This is a genomic window from Chryseobacterium jejuense, from assembly GCF_017877355.1.
Taxonomy (GTDB): domain Bacteria; phylum Bacteroidota; class Bacteroidia; order Flavobacteriales; family Weeksellaceae; genus Chryseobacterium; species Chryseobacterium jejuense_A.
In genome coordinates, this window is the sequence record NZ_JAGIPR010000008.1 from 69,512 (window position 1) to 92,499 (window position 22,988).

A 22,988-nucleotide genomic window follows, 5' to 3' on the forward strand; every position below is an offset into this window, starting at 1 on the left:
AAAAGATTATGTCTTAACAATCGTTTATCTTTGAAATGTAAATGTCTGTGTATTGATATTTCCTGCACTATTAATGATGGTCACTTTTAAAGTATGCAAACCTGAATCTCTTGGACACTTTTCATCAAAAAAATAGACAAAATCATTTTTTACACGAGCAAATCGAAGCCATTTTCCATCCAGCTCAGCACGGAATGATACAATATCACCCACTTTTGTGCTTCCTTTTAATCGTAAAGAGCCACCACTTACCACTGCTCCTTCTTTCCAGCCTGAAGAAACTGATGGCATACTGTTATCCACTATCAAATCAACGGTACCCAGTCTATTAAACTGAGCTTCTGCCTGATCACCATTCCATTTTGCTTTTACGGCATCTTTATCACTTCCATAATTAAACAAAACCACTACTCTGTCTTTTTCTTCTTTGGAAAGTTTCCTGTTGGGTTTTATTTTCAAGGTATAATAATCATGAACCGGAAGATATGGGTTCTGTAAGACAATGGTATTGGAAACGGTATTCCCATCTGAACTGTTTTTTTCGTACATATTAAAATCCACAGCATCATACACTGCATTTTTACTTAAACTGATCTCTGCATTTTCAGTAGTGAGTGTCTTTCCTTCATTAGGTAAAATTGTCTTTCCTGAAGACGTAATCCCACTTCCGCCATTACTCAGTTGAACTTTTGTCGTTAACCTGCTGGTATTGCCTTTTACATCTTTTAAAACAATTTCAATATTGTGAATGTTTTCATCCTGAAGATTGATAATTCCTGACAAATTAGGTATACTGTAGTTTTGCAGTTTCATGCCCGGCAATGCAGACAGATGCTGAATTCCTACTTTATCCCTGCTGAATTTGGTATAATCTATACAGCCATTCAGATAACGGGTATCATCATAACTCACCTTATCAATACTAAAGCCGTAAACCAGCTTTCCATCCATCCATATTTCAGCCTTATAAATCCCAAGATTAAATCCCTGGTTGGCTTTATCCACCGCTTTAATTCCAAAACTTATCATGGGAGAATTAACTTTGACAACATCAGCAGTATAAGCATTTCCCGCTTTTTTGACAGCAATCCCGTTAGCTCCCGGTTCATACGTACTGAATCTGCGGTCATACCAATACAATCCGCTTACAATAGGAGCTACAGAATCCGGAATAGCAAAACCAAACAACAAAGGATTAAGACATTCTTCTGTTTGGGTATCTCGTATCTCAAAATGCAAATGCGGACCTGCTGAACCTCCGGTATTTCCACTCAAAGCAATGAGCTGCCCTTTTGTAACCGGAAACTGTCCAGACTGAAATGTGATATCCTGTTCCCATTTTTCGTCTTTATACTGCTTCTCCTTTATATATTCATCAAGCTTATCGAAATATTTATTCAAATGGGCATAGACTGTCGTAAAACCATTCGGATGAGTAATGTACACCGCATTTCCGAAGCCGTATCGCTCTACTTTTATTCTGCTTACATAGCCATCTGCGGCGGCCAATACAGACAGGTTCTCCTGACTGTTCGTCCTCAAATCCAATCCCATATGAAAATGATTGGTTCTTACTGCTCCAAAATTGGCAGCCAACTGCATGGGGATATTCAGTGGATTACGGAAATAGTTTTGGGGATAGTTGTTTTGAGCTTGTGTGATGATTGTATGGATAAAACAAATAGCAACCATCAGTTTGGAGAAGATTTTCATACAGCATTTGGGTTTAGTTCTACTTAAATATACGAGATTTCAAGCAATGATCGTGCTATTTTGGTTCTGCCGGTTGAGGGATTCTTTTATTTAACCACGGATGACACGGATTTTCACAGATGATTATGGATAAATCTGTCATATCCGCGAGAGATTATTTAGGTTTAAGCTAAAGCCAATGGATTGGTTTTTATTTTTCAAGTGGGCTTTAGCGGGCTTCTATTAAATTTTATTCTGACTGAAAAGGCATAAAAAAATTAACAGGAATTCATCTAAAAGGGTCTAAAATACTTACTCATGTACGGTTTACTATTCCCATTTCACCCCTCTTTTTATTTATATTTCTGAAATTGAAGTTTTTAATAGAAATTACCTAAATAAAACATATCTTATAAACCGACAAAATTCACTAAATTTGCAGACTTAATTAATCAACGAATATTGAGATATTTACAATGAGCCAATTTAAAGAATACAAAAACCTCAACCTTATTGACGTAGCAGAGAATGTAGCGGAATTTTGGAAACAAAATAAAACTTTCAATAAGAGTGTTGAGATTCGTCAGGGAAATCCTGAGTTTGTTTTTTATGAAGGTCCGCCTTCAGCAAACGGTATGCCTGGAATTCACCACGTAATGGCAAGAGCATTGAAGGATATTTTCTGCCGTTACCAGACTCAAAACGGAAAGCAGGTTTTCCGTAAAGCAGGCTGGGATACGCATGGTCTTCCTGTGGAACTGGGTGTAGAAAAAGAATTAGGGATTACAAAAGAAGATATTGGCAAAAAGATCTCTATTGAAGATTATAATAAAGCTTGTCGTGAAGCTGTAATGCGTTATACCGATGTATGGAATAACCTTACAGAAAAAATCGGATATTGGGTAGACCTTGATGATCCGTACATTACGTACAAGTCTAAATATATGGAAACTGTTTGGTGGCTGTTGAAGCAATTATATGACAAAAGTTTGTTGTATAAAGGATATACGATCCAGCCTTACTCTCCGAAAGCAGGAACAGGACTTTCTTCACACGAACTGAACCAGCCTGGAACGTATCGTGATGTTTCAGATACAACGGTTGTAGCTCAGTTTAAAGTTAAGAAAGATTCATCTGCTTTATTCAACGATGTTGATGGAGATGTACATATCCTTGCATGGACGACGACTCCTTGGACGTTGCCATCCAACACCGCACTTACAGTAGGTAGAGATATTGAGTATGTTGTAGTTAAAACATTCAACCAATATACATTTGAGCCGGTAACCGTGGTATTATCCAGCGTTCTTTTACCTAAAGTACTCGGTAAGAAATATGCTGAAGGTACCGATGAGGATTTTGCGAACTATACTCCGGAAACTAAAGTAATTCCATTCAGAATTTTAAAAGAATTTACCGGAGAAAAACTTGTTGATACAAGATATGAGCAATTAGTTCCTTGGTTTACCCCAAATGACAACCCTGAAAATGCTTTCAGAGTAATCTTAGGAGATTTCGTAACAACTGAGGACGGTACAGGTATCGTACACACAGCTCCTACTTTTGGTGCTGATGATGCGAGAGTAGCTAAAATGGCTCAGCCTGAGATCCCACCAATGTTGGTAAAGGATGACAATGATAATCTTGTTCCACTGGTAGATTTACAGGGTAAATTTATCCAGGGAGAGAATGTTCCTGAAGTATTCTCCGGAAAATATATTAAGAATGAATATTACGATGAAGGAACTGCTCCTGAGAAATCTTGGGATGTAGAACTGGCAATCTTACTGAAAACAGAGAACAAAGCCTTCAAAGTAGAGAAATATGTTCACTCTTACCCACACTGCTGGAGAACTGATAAGCCAGTATTATACTATCCGTTGGATTCATGGTTTGTGAAGATGACTGCTGTAAAAGATAGATTGGTTAATCTGAACAAAGAAATCAACTGGAAACCAAAAGCTACGGGAGAAGGACGTTTCGCCAACTGGTTAGAAAATGTAAACGACTGGAACTTATCCCGTTCAAGATACTGGGGTATTCCGTTGCCAATCTGGAGAACAGAGGATCTGAAAGAAGAAAAAATCATTGGTTCTGTAGAGGAACTTTACAACGAGATTGAAAAATCTATTGCTACAGGAGTAATGACTGAAAATCCATTCAAAGGTTTTGAAGTAGGAAATATGTCCGAATCAAACTATGAACTGGTTGATCTTCACAAAAATGTAGTAGATAAAGTTGTATTGGTTTCTGATTCCGGAAAAGCAATGAAGCGTGAAAGTGACTTGATCGACGTTTGGTTCGACTCAGGCTCTATGCCATATGCTCAATTGCACTATCCTTTCGAAAACAAAGAAATGATTGACAGCAACAAGGCATTCCCTGCTGACTTCATTGCAGAAGGTGTTGACCAGACCCGTGGTTGGTTTTATACACTCCATGCGATTGGAACTGCTGTTTTTGACTCTGTTGCCTATAAAAATGTAATGAGTAACGGTCTTGTTTTGGATAAAAACGGACAAAAAATGTCAAAACGTTTAGGAAATGCCGTAGATCCGTTTGAAACACTTTCTGTTTACGGACCGGATGCTACCCGTTGGTACATGATCTCCAATGCAAACCCTTGGGAAAACCTGAAGTTTGATATCGAAGGAATTGATGAAGTAAGAAGAAAGTTCTTCGGAACTCTTTACAATACCTATTCATTCTTTTCATTATATGCGAATGTTGACGGATTCAACTATTCAGAAAAAGAAGTGGAAAACCGTCCTGAAATCGATAGATGGATCCTTTCTGAACTGAACTTATTGATAAAAGATGTAAAAGCATTCTACGAAGATTACGAACCTACAAGAGTAGCAAGAGCGATCAATACATTCGTAAACGATAACTTGAGTAACTGGTATGTAAGATTATGCAGAAGACGTTTCTGGAAAGGAGATTATTCTGATGATAAGATCTCTGCTTACCAGACTTTATATACTTGTCTTGAAGTAGTAGCAAAATTATCTGCTCCTATTGCTCCATTCTTCATGGATCAGTTGTATCAGGATCTGAATAAAGTAACAGGAAAAGAAAACTGTGAGTCTGTACACTTAACAGACTTCCCGGTTGCTGATGAAAGTTTAATTGATCAGGATCTGGTTGAAAAAACACATTTAGCTCAGAACATTACGAGTATGGTTTTCTCTTTAAGAAAGAAAGAAAACGTAAAAGTTCGTCAGCCGTTACAAAAAGTATTGATCCCTGTATTGGATGCTAAAACAGAAGAGCAGATTCTTGCTGTTGCAGACCTTATCAAGCAGGAAGTAAACGTAAAAGAATTACAGTTAATTAATGCTGAAGAAGCATCACACTTAATTGTAAAACAGATAAAACCAAACTTCAAAGCTCTTGGTCCTAAATTAGGAAAAGACATGAAGGTGGTTGGTGCAGAGATTACAAATCTTACCACAGAACAGATTGCCGCTCTTGAAAAAGAAGGAAAACTTGATGTTCAGGGCTATGAGATCACACTTGATGATGTGGAAATCTCTACTAAAGATATCCCTGGATGGACAGTAACTTCCGATGGCAAAACTACTGTGGCATTAGATTTGACGTTAACCGATGAGTTAAAATCTGAAGGAATCGCAAGGGAGTTCATCAACAGAATTCAAAACCTGAGAAAAGAAAACGATTTTGAACTGACAGATAGAATTAATATCTCCATTGAAGAAAACTCACCATTCCTTGAAGATATTAAGAAAAATGAGGAATATATTTCTTCTGAAGTCTTGTCAAATAAAATAGAAATTGTATCTTCACTTTCAAATTTTAACGAAATCGAAATAGATGAGGTTAATTTTAAGATAAATATCGAAAAAAATTAACATGTAATTATTGTATTTCAAATTCCATTTCATAATTTTATTAAAAAAGAGAAAGAATATGTCAGACGAAAGAGTTAGATACAGCGATGCTGATTTACAGGAATTTAGAGCGATCATAAAAGAAAAAATAGAAAAGGCAGAGAAAGATCTTCAGCTCATCAGAGAAAGCTTCATCAATGACCAGAATAATGGGACTGATGATACTTCACCTACATTCAAAGCATTTGAGGAAGGTGCAGAAACTTTGAGCAAAGAGCAGAACTCTATTCTTGCAGGAAGACAGGAAAAATTCGTTCGTGATCTGAAAAATGCTTTAATCAGAATCGAAAACAAGACTTACGGTGTTTGTAGAGTAACAGGGAAATTAATTCCTAAGGAAAGACTTTTAGCCGTTCCTCATGCTACCTTAAGCATCGAAGCGAAAAACATGCAAAAATAACCGTAAGGTTTGTAAAATAATATTGGGTTTATATTGTATTCACGGATACTTTATAAACCTAATTTTTAATGTATACCCATGAGCGAAGTATTGATTTTGGTAATCATTGTGGCAGCAGTGCTGGCTTTTTTCAACAGAGAATGGATCAGAAACAGATTTTCTCCCAAGAAGCACACTTACTACACTATTGATGACCAGTTTAATTCTGATAAACGCGACCGGGAGAAAGAAATAGACAGACTTTTAAGTAAAATGGGCAAAAACGGAATCAATGATCTTTCCGAAAAAGACCGGAAAAGGCTTGATGAGTTGTCCAAAATGTAAAAAATTAAATACTAAGAAATGGAATCAATCATAGTACATCCAAAAAATGCAATGGAGCTGAGCGCACTGAAAGGTGTTTTAAAAGAAATGAACATTAAGTTTGAGAAAGCTCATGTAAAAAGTTCATATAACGGACAAAAAGTGGTTAAGAAAGCAAGCGATAATAAAAACGCAAGACCTGCTTCAAAACCGTCAAAACCTAAAGGAGAGTAATGAAAAAGATCTTAGCTATCACCTTTTTGGTATTATTGATAGACCAGGCTTCAAAAATTTATATTAAAACCCATTTTGAACTGAATGAGAGCATTCCTGTTATAGAAGGCTTCTTTAATAAAACTTTTGTTGAAAATCCGGGAATGGCTTATGGCTTTCATTTTGGGGGCATTATCGGAAAATATTTTCTTGTTATCCTAAGGATTTTCTTGATTGGAGGAATGGTTTATATGTTTAAAAAGTGGTTGAAAGAAGGAGCTTCCAACTACCTTTTAATTCCAATGGCCATCATCTTTGCCGGAGCTATCGGAAACCTTATTGACGGAATGTTCTACGGAATGATCTTCGACAGCGGAACAGTTTATGATGCAAGCACTGACCGATGGATTGGTTATGGTGGCGTTTCAAAGTTTGTTCCTTTTGGACAAGGATATTCCACTTTTATGAAAGGATGTGTTGTAGATATGCTGCATTTCCCGGTAGTAGACTGGTATGTTCCGGATAGCTGGCCTATCATTGGTGGAAAGCATATTGAATTCTTTAAATATATTTTCAATGTTGCCGATTCAGCGATTACTGTAGGAGCTGCTTTCCTATTAATCTTCAGAAAAAAAGCATTCCCTAACGGACTTGAATTCTAACAGATGTATTTCAAATGAGAAAAACAATCAAAAATATTTTTAAATTTTTCCTGCTTCTTCTGGTTGCAGGAATTATTTTTATTGCCTGGGCCAACTATAGCATCAAAAATGAAAGTGCACCACTTGTGTCTTATAACATTAAAGATGTTCCCGAGGCAAAAACTGCATTATTGCTAGGAACAGGAAAAACCTTAAGCAATGGAATGCCAAATGCATATTTCTACAACAGGATCAAAGCAGCTACAGATTTGTATAAAAGCGGAAAAGTTCAATACATCATTGTAAGTGGAGACAACAGCAGCAAAGACTATAATGAGCCGGAAGATATGCAGTTGGCTTTGGTACAGCAAGGCATTCCACAGGACAAAATCATTCTGGATCATGCAGGATTCCGGACTTTGGATTCAGTGGTGAGGGCTAAAGATATTTTTGGACAAACCAAACTGACCATTATCTCTCAGAAGTTCCATAATGAAAGAGCCGTCTTTCTTGCTCAGAAAGACGGAATACAGGCTTTTGGGTACAATGCAGAAGATGTGAATAAATACGCAGGCTTAAAGACGAATATGCGGGAATATCTTGCCAAGGCCAAAGTGTATTGGGACTTGCTATTTGGAGTAGAACCAAAATTTGGGGGAGAGAAGATAATAATTCCTTAACTTAAGTGGTATGAAAGCCATTCAGTTTTTTATATTAATCTGTACTCTTGTTTCCTGCAAGAAAGAAAATATTTATTATTACGCCAACAATAAAGAAATTAAAGACAGTACCGTCATTCGCTTTATTGATACGGAATTAAAAAAACTGAATATTGATCCCAAGAAAAAGAATTTAAAAATTCACACCACCCTTGATTCTGTTTCTTATCAAACAAATCTGGATACTATAAGAACGAAAGTCTTCGAGATAGCTTCAAAAGATAATTCCATTCCAAAAGACAAGGCTCTTTTTGATGAATGGGTAAGGGAAAAAATAATAGTGGTAGATAATAAAACCGCAAAAGTGGTAAAATTCTACAGCACATTTAAAACCCCTAAGTTTGACCGATATGACCTCAACATGGTGGGAATGAAAAAGCTGATCAATATGGGAAGTATTTTGAGTAAAAATCCTAATGCTGAAATCCCTGAGGATTATCTTGTTATCTATGCATCAGCAGTCATTCCTTCTGACAGTTCCAAAATAAACGAACATGCAGTAGAGTTTCTGTCAAAGTTTAAGATCAACCATCTGGACAGAAGACATTACAATTTAAATTTTCTATCTTTTCCAGACGCCATTAAAATATTCCAAACCTTTAGCAGGAACGGTGTATGCAAGGAACCTTTCAGCATCCAAAGCATTTTAGAAAATGATAATTCCATATATACCCATAAGGAAGATTCGATCAAGATATTATCACCCATTGCTGCCAAGACCATCCAAAATCGTCTAGATTATTATAAAGACCACCATTACAGAATGTCTGATTCTCAAGTTAAAAGCACACAAAGTTTGATCAGTTTTGGAGTTCCTCCATCCTATTCTCTTATCATTAATGATGGAAAGTATACTTATTTTATTTATGTAGCAGGTGCCGTGGTTACCGATATTCACAAAAAACAATCAAAAATGATTCCGCTTACATGGATGAAAAGAATCGGAATTCATTACTATAACGCAATTAGAAAGTAATTTTGCGTAAATTTGCAATTCATTAATTTTTAAATATAAATTTTAAACAAATGTCAAGAATTCTTACCGGCATTCAAGCCACCGGAACACCCCATCTTGGAAATTTATTAGGGGCCATTATTCCTGCTATTGAACTTTCTAAGCAGGAAGGAAATGAATCATTTTTATTTATTGCGAATCTTCATACGCTTACGCAGATTAAAGATGCGCAGACTTTAAGACAAAATACCTACGAGATTGCTGCGGCTTGGCTTGCTTGTGGATTAGATACCGAAAAAACATTTTTCTACAGACAAAGTGATATCGCTGAAACCTGTGAACTATCTTGGCATTTATCATGTTTTTTTCCTTATCAAAGATTAACATTAGCGCATTCTTTTAAGGATAAAGCTGACAGGCTTCAGGATGTAAATGCTGGGCTGTTTACCTACCCTATTTTGATGGCTGCTGATATTTTATTATATGATGCAGAGATTGTTCCTGTTGGAAAAGATCAGCTTCAGCATTTGGAAATCGCAAGAGATGTCGCTTCAAGATTCAACAATCAGATGGGTGAGGTTTTTGTACTGCCGCAATCTGAACTTCAGGAAGACACGAAATATGTTCCGGGAACTGATGGTCGTAAAATGTCTAAATCCATGGGAAATATCATCAACATCTTCTTACCCGAAAAAGAATTGAAGAAACAGGTAATGAGTATTGAGTCTGATTCTAAATCTTTAGAAGAACCTAAGGATCCTGCAACAGATAAAACATTCCAGATTTATGAGCTTATTGCTAAGCCTGAGCAGACTGAGGAATTAAGAGCTAAATATTTAGCGGGTAACTTTGGATATGGTCACGCGAAAAAAGAGCTATTAGAGCTTATTTTAACTCGTTTTGAGAAGGAAAGAGAAACGTTCAATTATTATATGAACAATCTTGATGAATTGGAGGCTAAGCTTCAGGAAGGTGCGGCAAAAACAAAACCAATTGCTCTGGCAACGCTGAAAAGAGTAAGAACAAGCTTGGGATATTAATTCTAAACTTTAGATATAAGAAATTGGCTGTCTCAAAATTGAGGCAGCCAATTATTTTTTAATAGGTTAAATATTTTAAATTTTATTTTTTGTAAGAATGAAATAGTGCATTTGATCTTCAAACTCATACGTAATATCCCAACCCGGATATTGCTTGATGATCGTTTTAATAATAGATAATCCTAAACCGGTAGAGGTATGGTCAGAGCCCTGTTTATAAAAACGGTTAAAAATTCTGGATTTATCCAGCGGAACCTGCCTTCCACTATTTTGAAAAATAATCCTGTTGTTCTCAATAAAAATATTTAAAGTTCCTTCCTCGTTATTGTATTTAACGGCATTTTTAAGCAGGTTAGACAATAAAATATCTGCAAGATCCTGATTAACGTTTGCTTTAAATACTCCTTTCTCAATAATATTAACTTCTACATTTTTAAAGGCGATAAAGTCTTCATAATTCTCTACGAGCTTATTGACCATCACATTAAAATCAACATCTGATATTGCATTAAACTGACTGTTCTCAATCTTAGAAAGCATTAACAGAGATTTATTTAATCCTACCATTCTTCTCAGATCGTTTTTAACTTCCGTGAGAAAGGTCAGATTCTTTTTATCAAGATTATCATTCTGAATCAGAAGATCTATTTTATTAATAACGATTGCCAGTGGTGTCTGAAGCTCATGAGAAGCATTTTCGATAAACTGTTTCTGCTGGTAGAATACAAGTTCATTACGATCAATCATCTCATTGATTTCCACATTCAGTTCCTCAAATTCTTTGATGGAATAGTTCTGTTCTGCCTGAGAAAAAGGAATTCCAAACTGGTATTTCTTCAATTTATCCAGAATTAAATAGAACGGGCGCATTGCTTTATTCAGCAGATAACTGTTAACAGCAACAATACTTACCACCAAAAGAATATAAAGAACAATTAAAGCCGTTGTAAGATCATAAATCAGTTCATCTTCTTCTACCGTTGAAGTCCTGATGACAAGCCTCTGATGACTTTTATACTGATCGATAAAATCGGCTTCCAATACACGGTAAGGCTGGTCTTTATCGTCATACTCCATATAATACATCTTATTATAGAGTCTGCTTTTGTTCTTGTATTCTGCAGCAGTTATCGGCATAATCTTAAATTCGTTGAATCCAAAATCATTGTTCTTTAGCAGCTGCGGATTAAGATATACCGCTTTGATAATCTGTATCTTTCTATCCTTCAATCCATCATCTACATTATCGTGCACCTCATCTAGAATATAGGCATAGAAGAGCCCGGCCCAGACTGCTATAATCAGCAACAGGATCATGATAAGGTATTTTATCGTATAATATTTTAATGAAACCTTCATCAGACGAATTTATATCCTATCCCGTAAACAGCCTGAAAATCTGCCTCAGCATGAAGTGTTTTCAGTTTTTTACGAAGATTTTTAATTTGTGAATAAATAAAATCAAGACTGTCTGCCTGATCGATATAATCTCCCCAGATAGCTTCTGCCAATGTTGTTTTCTGCAAAGTTTTTTCCGGATGAATAACAAAGTAGTACAAAAGATCATATTCCTTACGGTTAAGTACCAATTCCTCATTTCCCACTTTTACATTTCTGTTTTCAGGATCAATACTGATATTTTTATACCTGATGACATTCTCTCCATCCTGATTCTTTCTTCTTATCACAGATCTGATTCTCGCCATCAGTTCTGCAAGGTGAAATGGCTTCGCCAGATAATCATCAGCTCCTATTTCCAGCCCTGTTACCTTATCATCCACTGAATCCTTGGCCGAAAGGATAATTACAGGATCTTTTTTATGCATTTGCTTGATTTCCCTCAACAGATCTATACCATTGCCGTCCGGCAGCATAATATCCAGAAGAATACAGTCATATTCATAGGAAATAATCTTTTCCAGTCCGTCACTGTAATTTTCTGCATATTCTACAATGAAGTGCTCTGCTTCCAGAAATTTCTGCACAGTATCCCTTAGGTCCGGTTCATCTTCTACTATTAAAATCTTCATAGGGTGTTCTGCTTGGATATCTTATATCAAATATATGAAATTATAAGGTTGGAAGCTGGAAGAGGGAGGCTGGAAGTTACTTTTGCACCACCTACAACTATCCGTCTCTAAGTGGCAAACAATTTCAAAATCGTCCTATACAACTTCCCACTCCCGGCTTACTTACTTTAAAAATTAATTCTTTTTTACGTACCGCCCATCTTCATCAAAGATCAAACATAGACCATTCATCAGGTGAATCTTATAGGTATTATACTTTTTCTCCATAGAATCAATCACACTTGCACGGATGGTGCTTGGTCATAAAAGACACAATATTCTTTCTAATCTTAGCAGAAGAAGCTTTTCTTCCGTTACTGTTTATTAAACTCCAGTTGACCCTAATCATAAAACTTTATTGTTAATCTTAATTAGGTTTAGTCATCAATTTTTTTAAAATTCCCATTTCGGTCGAACTCTAGTTCCAATCCGTTGGAAAGTTCTGCTTTATAAGACCATCTTTTCTTTTCGATCTTAACGATATATGTATTCGGGAAGTTTCTGCTGCTGTAATTTTTAATTGAGGCAGGAATAAAACCGTAAGGAATTTTTTGATGATTACCATCTATTTCTTTCCAGTTTCCATTGCTATCAAATTCTGCCTTCATACCGTTATTCAAGTACACTTTATATTCATCAACACCATAGATTTCTCTGTCTTCAATAGCAGATGAAACTGGGATTCCTTTAAAATGGCCTGCAAGAAAAGTTTTAGCAGCCTTAGGTAAATGATTAGGACTAATCGCTCTGTCCTGTGCTGAAACCAGGCCTCCAATCAATAAGAAAATTAAAATAAATACACCTGTGATTTTCTTTACATTTTTCATAATATTAAATTTTTCTGTTATTATTATGAAGCAAAGTTCCCAATCAATTTGGGAAAGAATTAGGAAAAACTTAAAATAGTAAAGATCAAGGAAGTAAATAATGAGTAAAAATAAACCATTAAGATAGAGATAAGTTATTAAGAGAATTAAGTGGGGTCTGTTGAGATTGCTTCGCCTTCGGCTCGCAATGACAGTTGTCTTGATCGTCTTAATAGCTTCAATAGCCTTAATGGTTCAATAAAATATTAGATACTTACATACAATTTTAAACTATTGTCATTCTGACGAAGGAAGAATCTCAACATATAACTTAGATTCTTCATTTCACTACGTTACATTCAGAATGACAGAATATAGTATCCTAATTTTAAATTGTATAAACTTACCAAAGATTATAAGTATTCTTTAATCTGTTGAAGATGGGTAATTGATTTTAATCCGGTTTCTTTTTTGTCTTCCTTGTAAACATCAAAGAAGATGGTATCCATTCCGAAATCTCTTCCTCCTATAGCATCAGCGATCCAGTCATCACCAATCATGATACTTTCTTCTTTCTTCGCTTCAGAAAGCCCAAGAGAATATTCAAAAATCTTAGGATTCGGTTTTCTTACTCCCACCGCATCTGCACTGGTAATGGTTTCAAAATAAGGTGCAATTCCGGATAAGGTACATTTTCTTTCTGTGACTTCCTGGAAGCCATTAGAAATAATATGAAGTTTATAATTCTTCGACTTCAGATATTCAAGAACATCTTCAGCCCCTTCCACCAATTCATTATGACTTACAATATTATCTAAGAAGTTCTCTTCAAAATAAAGGGATAGTTCTTTATTGTCTACTCCAAAATGCATGAAGGAGTCATAAAAACGGTGTTCTCTCAAATACTCTTTGCCTATAATTCCATCTCTGATTTTTTCCCATAATTCTTCATTAATATCATGGTAAACCGCATGAAACTCTTCAAAGTCGATGTTATACTTCGAATTAATTTCCTGCTTTTCGAAAAGTTCTTTGATGGTTAGATAGGCATTTCTGCGATGATCCCAGAGCGTATTGTCCAGGTCAAAAAAAACATGCTGCATTTTCATACAGCACAAAGTTAATAATTTTAATTTTTTGTAATAGGATAATTTTTGCTCTTGCTTTTCACAATTTCAAGGCTTTTAGAAAAATTGAGCAGAAAATCGATGGTTTGTTTTTTAGGTTTCAAAGTTTTCACTTTTAAGGAGTCATTTTTTTTCATAAGCGAAGTATGTTTTCCTTAAAAACGTGAAATTCTACAAAATATTATTTATCTGGTTAATATTATATTATTTTCATCCATGATTTTTCTCAGGTTTATTAACGCGTATCTTACTCTTCCTAATGTGGTATTAATACTCATATCGGTATGATCAGCAATCTCCTTAAAGCTTAATCCGTCAAAGAATCTTAATTTGATTACTTCCTGCTGGTTCAATGGAAGAAATTGCAGCATTCTCAACAGATCTTCCTGAATCTGATTAGTCACCAACTGATCTTCAATATTTTCAGATGGCTCTCTGATCAAATCAAAAATAGAATATTCATCGGTTTCAAAAGTAGTCTCTGAAACTTTGATATTCTTAGATTTTGATCTGAAATGATCGATGATAAGGTTGTGGGAGATTCTTTTGGCCCAAAGGATAAATTTACCCTCTTCGTTGTAACGTCCTTCTTTTAGCATTACAATGATTTTCATGAATGTATCCTGAAAGATATCATTGGCTAAATCTTCATCATTAATTTTGTAAAAAATGAATGTAAACAGTTCTCTCTGATGGCGATGAATAAGGGTTGACAATGCGCCCTCGTCACCTTTCTGGTAAAGCGAAATTAGTAAACTATCCGATTTTGATTTCATAACTCTTCTCAATATAATATTTGCAGCCCAGCTATCGCCCAGATACATTATCTGGTTTTTGCTGTATATACAAAACAGTTCTTCAGAGTAGAGTCTCGTCGATAGGTGGTACAATTATATTATGGCGTAAATATAATGATTTTTTAATAACTGTTAAGCAATTATTAAATTTTCGCTATAAAATTTAAAAAAAATCATTTAAACATATCATGAATGAATACAGTAGGGATATTTAGTGTAAAATTAATATTCAACCCTTTCATTTCTTTTCCGTTTATTCGGGTATCTCCAATAGGGAAAGCATAGCCTCCGGTAAGATCAAGCATCCCAAATAAGGTAACACCTATTTTTGGGGCAATATATTTATTGGTTCCTTCTGCTCCCACTAAAAAGTAATAGGAGTGATAGAAATCCACATTCTTTTCAAAATTAAGTAAAACATCTGCCTGCAGCTTCGGCATGATGGCAAATTTCGAGTCTGCTGTGCCCATTAAGGCAGAACCACCCAATCTGTAAATTACATCATCATTTTTAAGAAAAAGCAGCTTCCCGCCAACTTCTCCAAAACTTTGATTCTGATAGGTATATCCTACACTAATCATTTTATGCATGGTGTATTGGGCTTTTACCAATGTACTCAGCAAAAACAGGGATAGAATGGCAGCTGCAGTTCGAAAATTCATCATCTCTCAATTTATTAAGGTGTAAAATTAAAAAAAACTGCCATACCGGAAGGTAAAGCAGTTCATAATATTTAGTCCGGAGAAAAAATTAAATACCAAAAGCGGCTTTAATTTCGTCTACTTTATCTAGTTTTTCCCAAGTAAAGAACTCAAGGCCCTCCAATGTAAGCTCATTCTTGTGACCTCTGTTGAATGTTTTATCAGCTACATAGTGCTCTTTACCCATGTGTCCGTAAGAAGCCGTTTCCTGATAGATAGGGTTTCTTAATTTTAAGTTCTGCTCAATAGCATAAGGTCTTAAATCAAAGATCGCAGACACTTTTTTAGCGATTTCCCCATCGTGAAGATCAACTTTTGCAGTTCCGTAAGTATTGATGTATAAACCACAAGGTTCAGCTACTCCAATTGCATAAGAAACCTGTACCAAAACTTCGTCAGCAACACCAGCTGCTACAAGATTTTTAGCAATGTGTCTTGTTGCATACGCAGCACTTCTATCCACTTTTGATGGGTCTTTTCCAGAGAAAGCACCACCACCGTGAGCACCTTTACCACCATAAGTATCAACGATAATTTTTCTACCTGTAAGACCTGTATCTCCGTGAGGACCACCAATTACGAATTTACCTGTAGGATTGATGTGATATTTGATCTGATCGTTGAATAAAGCTTTGATCTCTTCAGTCTGCTGAGCAACTACTCTTGGAACAAGGATATTCTTGATATCTTCACGGATCTTGTTCAACATTTCTTCTTCTGCTCCGAAGTCATCGTGCTGGGTAGAAACTACAATAGAATCAATTCTGATTGGTTTATGATCGTCAGAATATTCAATCGTTACCTGGCTTTTTGCATCAGGACGTAAGTAAGTAATCTCTTTATTTTCTCTTCTGATCGCAGAAAGTTCTTTAAGGATAGTGTGCGCTAAATCCAAAGCAAGAGGCATATAGTTAGCAGTCTCGTTGGTAGCATACCCAAACATCATTCCCTGGTCACCAGCTCCCTGAGCGTTTGCTTTAGCTTCAAATGACTCATCATTTACCGCTCTGTCCACACCCTGGTTAATATCAGGAGACTGTTCGTGGATTGCAGAAATTACTCCACAAGAATCTCCATTGAACATGTATTCACCTTTTGTATAGCCAATTCCGTTGATTACTTCTCTGGCAATCGTCTGAACATCAAGGTAAGCATCAGATTTTACTTCTCCTGCCAATACTACCTGTCCGGTAGTTACAAGAGTTTCACATGCTACTTTTGAACTTTTATCGTATGCTAAGAAATGATCGATTAATGCATCGGAAATTTGGTCGGCAATTTTGTCCGGATGTCCTTCTGAAACTGATTCAGATGTAAATAAATAAGACATATTATTCTTTGTTTTTTAGATTAAAAAATAGCTATGAAGAAAAATAAGAATAACAATTGCCTAGAAAAAAGAATACTGTTTTAGCATTTTTTTATAGAGGTTGCAATCAGGTCAAATTTTTCCTCGTTCGTAAACGTCAGCAAATTTAAGCACTATTTTTGTAATACTCAAAATTTTTGTTTACTAATTATAATTTTCTTTAAATTAATGATTTATATCATTGTAAAGCCTCTTAATTACTGAGGCTTTATGCTTACAAATTCTTTTGGGTTTTCGTGGTAATTCAACTTAAGTTCCAAAGAATTTTTGATGGAATGTGATAATTCATCAATAATTTTTTGCTTAAAGGTCGGCTTATAGTAAATAATACTGATCTCTCTGTATGGGAAAGGCTTCTTGAACCTGAATACATTCTTTTTCTGCTCTTCAGAAAGCTGGCTCAATGCCAATTCCGGAAGAATACTTATTCCCCCTACTTTATCTACCATGTGTACCAAAGTTTGGATATTGGAAGCTAAGAAATCTAAATTCTTAGGTTTCAGTGTATTTTCTTTCAGATGACAGATATTTTCGAACTGGTTTCTCAAACAGTTTCCTTCTTCAAGCAACCATACTTTTTCTACATTCAGATCCTCAGGAATAATGTAAGAATTCTTTTTGTTTGCTTCAGTATTAGAACTGTAGATCATCAGCTCTTCATTGAAAAGGAAATCCTGGTAAAACTCATCAGCGGTATCATAAGGAGTAGAGATAATCCCCGCATCCAGTTCTCCTGCCTTCAATGCTTTAATAATATTATCCGTAGTCATTTCCTTTACATTCATCTGTATCTTTGGATTGGCTTCAAGGAATTTGAAGATCTCCGTAGGTAAAATAAATGAAGAAACTGTAGGAATAATTCCAAGATTAATGGTTCCTCCTAAAATGTTATTCAACAGGTTGGCTTTGTTTTTCAGCTCATTGACAGATTCTATAATTACTTTCGCCTGATCGATGATCTGAAGCCCTACATCTGTGGTACGGATCGGGTGTGTAGTTCTGTCGAAAACCTTCACATCCAATTCATCCTCAAATTTTTGTATCATGGCACTTAAGGTAGGTTGGGTAATGAAGCACGCCTGAGCTGCTTTACCAAAATGTTTATACTTATCAACAGCGATAAGATACTCCAGTTGCTGAATATTCATTTGATTAATATTATCTATTACAAAGATATAACGTTTTTGTTATTAGCAATTAAAAATTCAAGTAAATTTGATAATTAGTACCTTTACAGTTGGATTTAGAAAATACGAGAACAATTATTCAAATCATCAATATATGGATTCTAAAAAATTAACGTTAAGCAACGGCGCACCTTATTTTGAGCATCAGGATTCCCAGACGGTAGGACCAAGAGGCCCGGTATTGCTGCAAGACTTTGTCCTTCAGGAAAATCTTGCACACTTCGTTAGGGAAAGGATTCCTGAAAGAATTGTACACGCCAAAGGAAGTGGAGCGTACGGAACTTTTACCGTAACGCATGACATCAGCCAATACACAAAGGCTAAATTATTTTCAAAAGTAGGCAACTCCTGCAGAATGTTTGCCCGTTTTTCTACAGTAGGCGGAGAAAAAGGGAGTGCAGATACCGCAAGAGACCCAAGAGGATTTGCGTTAAAATTCTATACTGAAGATGGGAACTGGGATCTAGTAGGAAATAACACTCCGGTATTCTTTATAAAAGATGCTAAGAAATTCCCGGATTTTATTCATACCCAAAAAAGACTTCCAAGAACCAATTTGAAAAGTGCCACTATGATGTGGGATTTCTGGAGCTTAAACCCGGAATCTCTTCATCAGGTTCTTATATTAATGTCAGACAGGGGAACGCCTTATGGCTACAGACATATGCATGGCTTTGGATCTCATACTTTCTCCATGATTAATGATCAAAATGAAAGAGTATGGGTGAAATTCCACTTCAAAACAAAACAGGGAGTAAAAAACTTCACCGATGAAGAAGCCGTAAAAATGGCAGGAGAAAATCCTGACTTTGCACAGGAAGATCTTTGCAATGCTATTGAAAACGGAGATTTCCCTAAATGGACCATGTACATCCAGGTGATGACAGAAGAGCAGGCAAAAGATTTCAGATGGAATCCTTTTGATGTAACAAAAGTATGGTTCCACGATGATTTCCCATTGATTGAAGTGGGAGAAATGGAATTGAATGAAGTTCCTGTCAACTATTTTGCACATGTGGAGCAATCTACCTTCTCACCAAGCAGCCTTATCAACGGAATCAGTTTCTCTCCAGATAAAATGCTTCAGGGAAGATTATTCTCATATCCGGATGCACACCGATACAGAGTGGGTGTAAATGCTCACCAATTGGAAGTGAACAGATGTCCTTTTGCTGTTAATAATTATCAAAGAGACGGCTATATGGCTGATTCCAGCCAATATCAGGATAAACCAAACTATTATCCTAACAGTTTTGATGATATTAAACCGGATGTTTCTTATAAAAACTATGAATATGAATTAGATAGTGCTCATGTTTCCAATTATAACAGAAACGACAATGACAGCGATCACTATACTCAACCGGGGCTTCTTTATTCAAAAGCGATGAATGCTGAAGACAGGAATAATCTGATCCAAAATATTATAGGAAGTATGAAAGGAATTACCGGGCCGAAAAGAGAGGAAATTATTAATAGACAATTATGTCACTTTTTCCGCGCTAATATTGAGCTTGGCATGAAAGTAGCTTCACAACTAAACATCAATATTGATGCAAATATGATGAATCACTCCAAATAATCATATTGAACAATAAATCAAAAAAAAGGAAAAAAAAATAATATTTTTTCCTTTTTTTTGCAAAAAATTCATAATTTGCGAAGGATGATATTTTAAAGTGGAAAAATGAGTTACGAAAATATATTATTAAAAAAGGAAGATAAATTATCTATCATTACCATAAACAGACCTGAAAGTTTAAATGCATTGAATGCAAAGACAATTCAGGAGATCAGTACAGCATTGGATGAGCTTAATTCTGACCCTTCCTGCAGGATAATTATCCTTACAGGTAGTGGAGAAAAGTCCTTTGTAGCTGGAGCTGACATCAAGGAATTCAGTGACTTCGGACAAGAAAAAGCTGAGGAACTTGCAAAAAATGGACAAAATACATTGTTCAACAAAATTGAAAACCTATCCAAACCTGTCATTGCAGCTGTAAACGGTTTTGCATTAGGAGGAGGTTTAGAGCTTGCCATGGCATGCCACATCAGATATGCATCGGAAAACGCCAGATTAGGGCTTCCTGAAGTAACGCTGGGATTAATTCCAGGATACGGAGGAACTCAAAGGCTTCCCAAACTTGTCGGAAAAGGTATTGCCAACGAAATGATCTTCTCTGCCAAAATGATCCCTGCCCAAAAAGCAAAAGAGATCGGACTGGTTAATGAAGTATACCCTATTGAAGAATTATTAACCAAAACGAAAGAATTAGCGAACACTATTGCCCATAATTCACCAATGGCAATATCAAAGGCTATTAACGCCGTCAATTTATCTGACACGGAGAAAGGTTTTGAAACTGAAATTAAATATTTCGGGGAACTTTTCGAAATGGAAGATAAGAAAGAAGGAGTAGCTGCTTTCCTTGAGAAAAGAAAGCCGAACTTCTAATCTTTCAAAAGATTTTAATCCAATTATTTCGAAAAAACTAATGATGCGGTATGAATAAGTTTGACAAAGCTTATCTAAAAATGGCTCAGGAATGGGCAAAACTCTCCTACTGTAAGAGAAAACAGGTGGGAGCTCTTATCGTGAAAGATAGGATGATTATTTCAGATGGTTACAATGGGACTCCTATGGGATTCGAAAACTGTTGTGAAGATGATGGGGGGAAAACGCACTGGTATGTATTGCATGCAGAAGCCAACGCTATATTAAAGCTGGCAGCTTCTACACAATCTGCTAAAGGAGCAACGTTATATTTAACATTGTCACCCTGCAAGGAATGCAGTAAGCTGATCCTACAGGCAGGTATTGCAAGACTGGTGTATATTAATGAGTATTCGGATGACGATGGAATATCGTTTTTGAGAAACCATAACATTGAAATAGAACAAATATCGGACTGTGAACTAAAAAAATAAGCACAAATGACTTGGGATGAAAAGATCAAAGATTTTGAAATATTTCTTCGCTTCGAAAGAAATTTTTCAGACAACACACTCGACGCCTATGTTCGGGACATTAAAAAACTAAAAGATTACGCAGAAGAAGATCTGGCAAACGTCGGTCCAGATTCTATCGGTTACGAAAACCTGCAGGAATACATTTTCAATCTTTCTAAACAGAAATTCAGTGAGAGATCACAGGCAAGGTGGATATCATCCATTAAAGCCTTCTTCAAATTTCTATTGGAAGATGAATATCGTGAAGACAACCCTGCAGCGTTACTTGAAGGTCCTAAACTGGGACTCTATCTGCCGGACACTTTAAGCCTGACAGATATTAATAAAATTATTGCTGCCATTGAGGTCAATACAGATCTCGGAAAAAGAAACCAATGTATCATAGAGGTACTTTATGGTTGTGGACTCCGTGTATCTGAACTGATTGATCTGAAGATCTCCAATATCAACTTCAAGGAGCAATATATCAAGGTACATGGAAAGGGAAATAAAACCCGTTTTGTGCCTTTAGCTGATTATACGGCTGAATTACTGGAAAGTTACATCAAAGAGGTACGCTCTAAAGGAAAAATCAATAAGAAATATGAGGATACGCTGTTTTTGAACAGCCGTGGTACTTCTATGTCAAGAGTTATCGTATTTCTTATTATTAAAGAACTTACGGATAAAGCTGGAGTTAATAAGAAAATTTCTCCACACACATTCAGACATTCTTTTGCAACACATTTACTGCAGAATGGAGCTGATCTCCGTTATATCCAGGAAATGTTGGGGCACTCCAGCATTACCACAACAGAGATTTATACTCATTTGAAGACAGAAGAGCTAAGGGATGTTATCTTAAGCTATCACCCAAGAAATATTAATATTGCTCAGTGAAGCTAAGGTCTATCTGACCTTTGAAAAATAATTATAGACGGATGAAAGTATTGAAATATTGCCCGAGCTGTGGCAAAGAGACCTTACATTGGGATAATGAAAAAAAATGGAGTTGTCCTGAATGTGGTTTTACACTGTACAATAATGTAGCAGGCGCTGTAGCGGTTGTTATCAGATGCGGTAACGAAATTTATCTTACCCGAAGAAACAGGGATCCTAAAAAAGGAAAACTGGATCTGGCCGGAGGTTTTGTTGACCCTAAGGAAAGTGCAGAGGAAACCTGTAAAAGAGAGCTTTTTGAAGAACTTCAGCTTGATATTGATATTTCTAACCTGAAATACCTTACCAGCCTTCCGAACATTTATCAGTATAAAGAAATCGATTACAATACAATTGATCTTTTTTATGAGTATACTATTTCGGAGAAGTTTGAGGTAAATCTTGAACTTTCAGAGATCTCTGAAGCGGTATGGATTCCTTTACAGGAACTCAACCTTGATGAGATTGCTTTTGACTCTCAAAAGATATTCTTCGAGGGTTATCTGAAGAAATAATTTTTGTAATATACACTCTCGCAGATTTTGCAAATGCAGCAGGCCAATGGATTTTATCCAGCTGCTAATTTGTAAAATCTGCGAGAGTTTTTTTATGATGAAAAACAATTTTTCCACAGATTTCAAATTACAAAGATGCATTTTATATAAGCACTGCAATTATTTGTGGAATCTGTGGGAATTATTATATTTTAAATTAGTACGTTTTTGATTTCAGCATTTCATCAAAATACTGAATAAGCAGAGTTCTTTCAGCTTCTGTAAGTTGAGCTTCATTATGATAAACAATATAACCAGGCAATGGCATTGTCTTATGTTTAAGAGCTTCAATAGACCTATCGAGCATATTCTCTTTTAATTCCTTATTATAAGTTCCCCAAACAGAAAAATTAAGACGCTGGCGCCCGTCATTCACATGGCTTTTTACAGACCAGGAAATAGGTGCTACATACGCATACTTAGGATATATTGTTTCATTGGAATGACAGTCATAGCAGGCATTCTTAAGAAGTGTGCTTACCTTTTCTGGAGCTTGCTTCATCTGAACAAAATTCACTTTGGAATCAATCGGTTTGTTTACTCTATCAATTGGAAATAATTGGATAAGAGCAAACGTTACCAGAGTCCATAAGATTATTTTCTTTGCCGTCTTCAT

Annotated in this window: 23 protein-coding genes; 13 read left to right on the top strand and 10 right to left on the bottom strand. The window is 35.9% G+C overall.

The window, feature by feature from the left end:
* Nucleotides 1-24: 24 nt before the first annotated feature.
* Nucleotides 25-1,713, bottom strand: coding sequence for a M23 family metallopeptidase (locus J2772_RS24355; RefSeq protein WP_209918625.1), 1,689 nt, complete (start codon nucleotides 1,711-1,713; stop codon nucleotides 25-27).
* A gap of 455 nt (nucleotides 1,714-2,168) precedes the next feature.
* Between J2772_RS24355 and ileS the strand changes: the two genes are divergently transcribed.
* From ileS to trpS, 8 genes are all read left to right on the top strand, one after another.
* On the top strand, nucleotides 2,169-5,564 hold the full coding sequence (gene ileS, locus J2772_RS16505) for an isoleucine--tRNA ligase (protein WP_209918626.1): 3,396 nt from the start codon (nucleotides 2,169-2,171) through the stop codon (nucleotides 5,562-5,564).
* 58 nt (nucleotides 5,565-5,622) lie between these two features.
* Nucleotides 5,623-6,003: a TraR/DksA family transcriptional regulator gene (locus J2772_RS16510; protein ID WP_045501318.1), complete on the top strand. Its 381-nt coding sequence runs from the start codon at nucleotides 5,623-5,625 to the stop codon at nucleotides 6,001-6,003.
* Nucleotides 6,004-6,081: 78 nt separating this feature from the next.
* A complete protein-coding gene (locus J2772_RS16515) occupies nucleotides 6,082-6,327 on the top strand; it encodes a DUF6576 domain-containing protein (protein WP_123321102.1) in 246 nt (81 codons plus the stop codon).
* An 18-nt stretch (nucleotides 6,328-6,345) separates the two neighbouring features.
* Entirely contained in the window at nucleotides 6,346-6,540 is a 195-nt protein-coding gene (locus J2772_RS16520) for a DUF2683 family protein (protein WP_209918627.1), read from the top strand.
* Nucleotides 6,540-7,181, top strand: a complete 642-nt coding sequence (locus J2772_RS16525) for a lipoprotein signal peptidase (RefSeq protein ID WP_209918629.1) — start codon at nucleotides 6,540-6,542, stop codon at nucleotides 7,179-7,181. Before J2772_RS16520 ends, J2772_RS16525 begins: the two co-directional genes overlap by 1 nt.
* 14 nt (nucleotides 7,182-7,195) lie before the next feature.
* On the top strand, nucleotides 7,196-7,840 hold the full coding sequence (locus J2772_RS16530; protein ID WP_209918630.1) for a vancomycin high temperature exclusion protein: 645 nt from the start codon (nucleotides 7,196-7,198) through the stop codon (nucleotides 7,838-7,840).
* 10 nt (nucleotides 7,841-7,850) lie between these two features.
* A complete protein-coding gene (locus J2772_RS16535) occupies nucleotides 7,851-8,855 on the top strand; it encodes a hypothetical protein (protein ID WP_209918631.1) in 1,005 nt (334 codons plus the stop codon).
* Between the two features lie 50 nt (nucleotides 8,856-8,905).
* Nucleotides 8,906-9,874 carry a tryptophan--tRNA ligase gene (gene trpS / locus J2772_RS16540; RefSeq protein ID WP_209918633.1) on the top strand — a complete coding sequence of 323 codons (969 nt, stop codon included), beginning with the start codon at nucleotides 8,906-8,908 and terminating at the stop codon, nucleotides 9,872-9,874.
* A gap of 75 nt (nucleotides 9,875-9,949) precedes the next feature.
* On the opposite strand, the gene J2772_RS16545 is transcribed toward trpS, so the two are convergent.
* The 8 genes from J2772_RS16545 to J2772_RS16580 form a co-directional block, all read right to left on the bottom strand.
* Entirely contained in the window at nucleotides 9,950-11,233 is a 1,284-nt protein-coding gene (locus tag J2772_RS16545) for a sensor histidine kinase (protein WP_209918634.1), read from the bottom strand.
* A complete protein-coding gene (locus tag J2772_RS16550; protein WP_209918635.1) occupies nucleotides 11,233-11,904 on the bottom strand; it encodes a response regulator transcription factor in 672 nt (223 codons plus the stop codon). The genes J2772_RS16545 and J2772_RS16550 overlap by 1 nt, the downstream gene beginning before the upstream one ends.
* 416 nt (nucleotides 11,905-12,320) lie before the next feature.
* Nucleotides 12,321-12,770, bottom strand: coding sequence for a PepSY-like domain-containing protein (locus J2772_RS16555; protein WP_209918636.1), 450 nt, complete (start codon nucleotides 12,768-12,770; stop codon nucleotides 12,321-12,323).
* 392 nt (nucleotides 12,771-13,162) lie between these two features.
* Complete coding sequence (locus J2772_RS16560; RefSeq protein ID WP_209918638.1) at nucleotides 13,163-13,858, bottom strand: YjjG family noncanonical pyrimidine nucleotidase; 696 nt, start codon at nucleotides 13,856-13,858, stop codon at nucleotides 13,163-13,165.
* Between the two features lie 203 nt (nucleotides 13,859-14,061).
* Nucleotides 14,062-14,652 (bottom strand): RNA polymerase sigma factor, encoded by a 591-nt coding sequence (locus J2772_RS16565; RefSeq protein WP_209918640.1) that lies wholly within the window; start codon nucleotides 14,650-14,652, stop codon nucleotides 14,062-14,064.
* A gap of 194 nt (nucleotides 14,653-14,846) precedes the next feature.
* Nucleotides 14,847-15,338: a hypothetical protein gene (locus tag J2772_RS16570; protein ID WP_209918642.1), complete on the bottom strand. Its 492-nt coding sequence runs from the start codon at nucleotides 15,336-15,338 to the stop codon at nucleotides 14,847-14,849.
* 85 nt (nucleotides 15,339-15,423) lie between these two features.
* Nucleotides 15,424-16,704 carry a methionine adenosyltransferase gene (gene metK, locus J2772_RS16575; protein WP_209918646.1) on the bottom strand — a complete coding sequence of 427 codons (1,281 nt, stop codon included), beginning with the start codon at nucleotides 16,702-16,704 and terminating at the stop codon, nucleotides 15,424-15,426.
* Between the two features lie 236 nt (nucleotides 16,705-16,940).
* Nucleotides 16,941-17,891 (bottom strand): LysR substrate-binding domain-containing protein, encoded by a 951-nt coding sequence (locus J2772_RS16580; RefSeq protein WP_209918648.1) that lies wholly within the window; start codon nucleotides 17,889-17,891, stop codon nucleotides 16,941-16,943.
* Nucleotides 17,892-18,024: 133 nt separating this feature from the next.
* Between J2772_RS16580 and J2772_RS16585 the strand changes: the two genes are divergently transcribed.
* The 5 genes from J2772_RS16585 to J2772_RS16605 all read left to right on the top strand — a co-directional run bounded on the left by J2772_RS16585 (nucleotide 18,025) and on the right by J2772_RS16605 (nucleotide 22,333).
* The gene (locus J2772_RS16585) at nucleotides 18,025-19,512 is read left to right on the top strand and encodes a catalase (RefSeq protein WP_209918650.1); all 1,488 of its coding nucleotides are present in this window, start codon (nucleotides 18,025-18,027) and stop codon (nucleotides 19,510-19,512) included.
* A gap of 105 nt (nucleotides 19,513-19,617) precedes the next feature.
* Nucleotides 19,618-20,385, top strand: coding sequence for an enoyl-CoA hydratase/isomerase family protein (locus J2772_RS16590; RefSeq protein WP_209918652.1), 768 nt, complete (start codon nucleotides 19,618-19,620; stop codon nucleotides 20,383-20,385).
* A 50-nt stretch (nucleotides 20,386-20,435) separates the two neighbouring features.
* Nucleotides 20,436-20,858, top strand: coding sequence for a deoxycytidylate deaminase (locus J2772_RS16595; protein ID WP_089739109.1), 423 nt, complete (start codon nucleotides 20,436-20,438; stop codon nucleotides 20,856-20,858).
* 6 nt (nucleotides 20,859-20,864) lie between these two features.
* Nucleotides 20,865-21,779 (top strand): site-specific tyrosine recombinase XerD, encoded by a 915-nt coding sequence (gene xerD, locus J2772_RS16600; protein WP_209918655.1) that lies wholly within the window; start codon nucleotides 20,865-20,867, stop codon nucleotides 21,777-21,779.
* Between the two features lie 41 nt (nucleotides 21,780-21,820).
* Nucleotides 21,821-22,333: an NUDIX hydrolase gene (locus J2772_RS16605; RefSeq protein ID WP_209918656.1), complete on the top strand. Its 513-nt coding sequence runs from the start codon at nucleotides 21,821-21,823 to the stop codon at nucleotides 22,331-22,333.
* A 196-nt stretch (nucleotides 22,334-22,529) separates the two neighbouring features.
* Here the strand turns inward: J2772_RS16605 and J2772_RS16610 are convergent, their stop codons facing one another.
* On the bottom strand, nucleotides 22,530-22,988 hold the full coding sequence (locus tag J2772_RS16610; RefSeq protein ID WP_209918658.1) for a heme-binding domain-containing protein: 459 nt from the start codon (nucleotides 22,986-22,988) through the stop codon (nucleotides 22,530-22,532).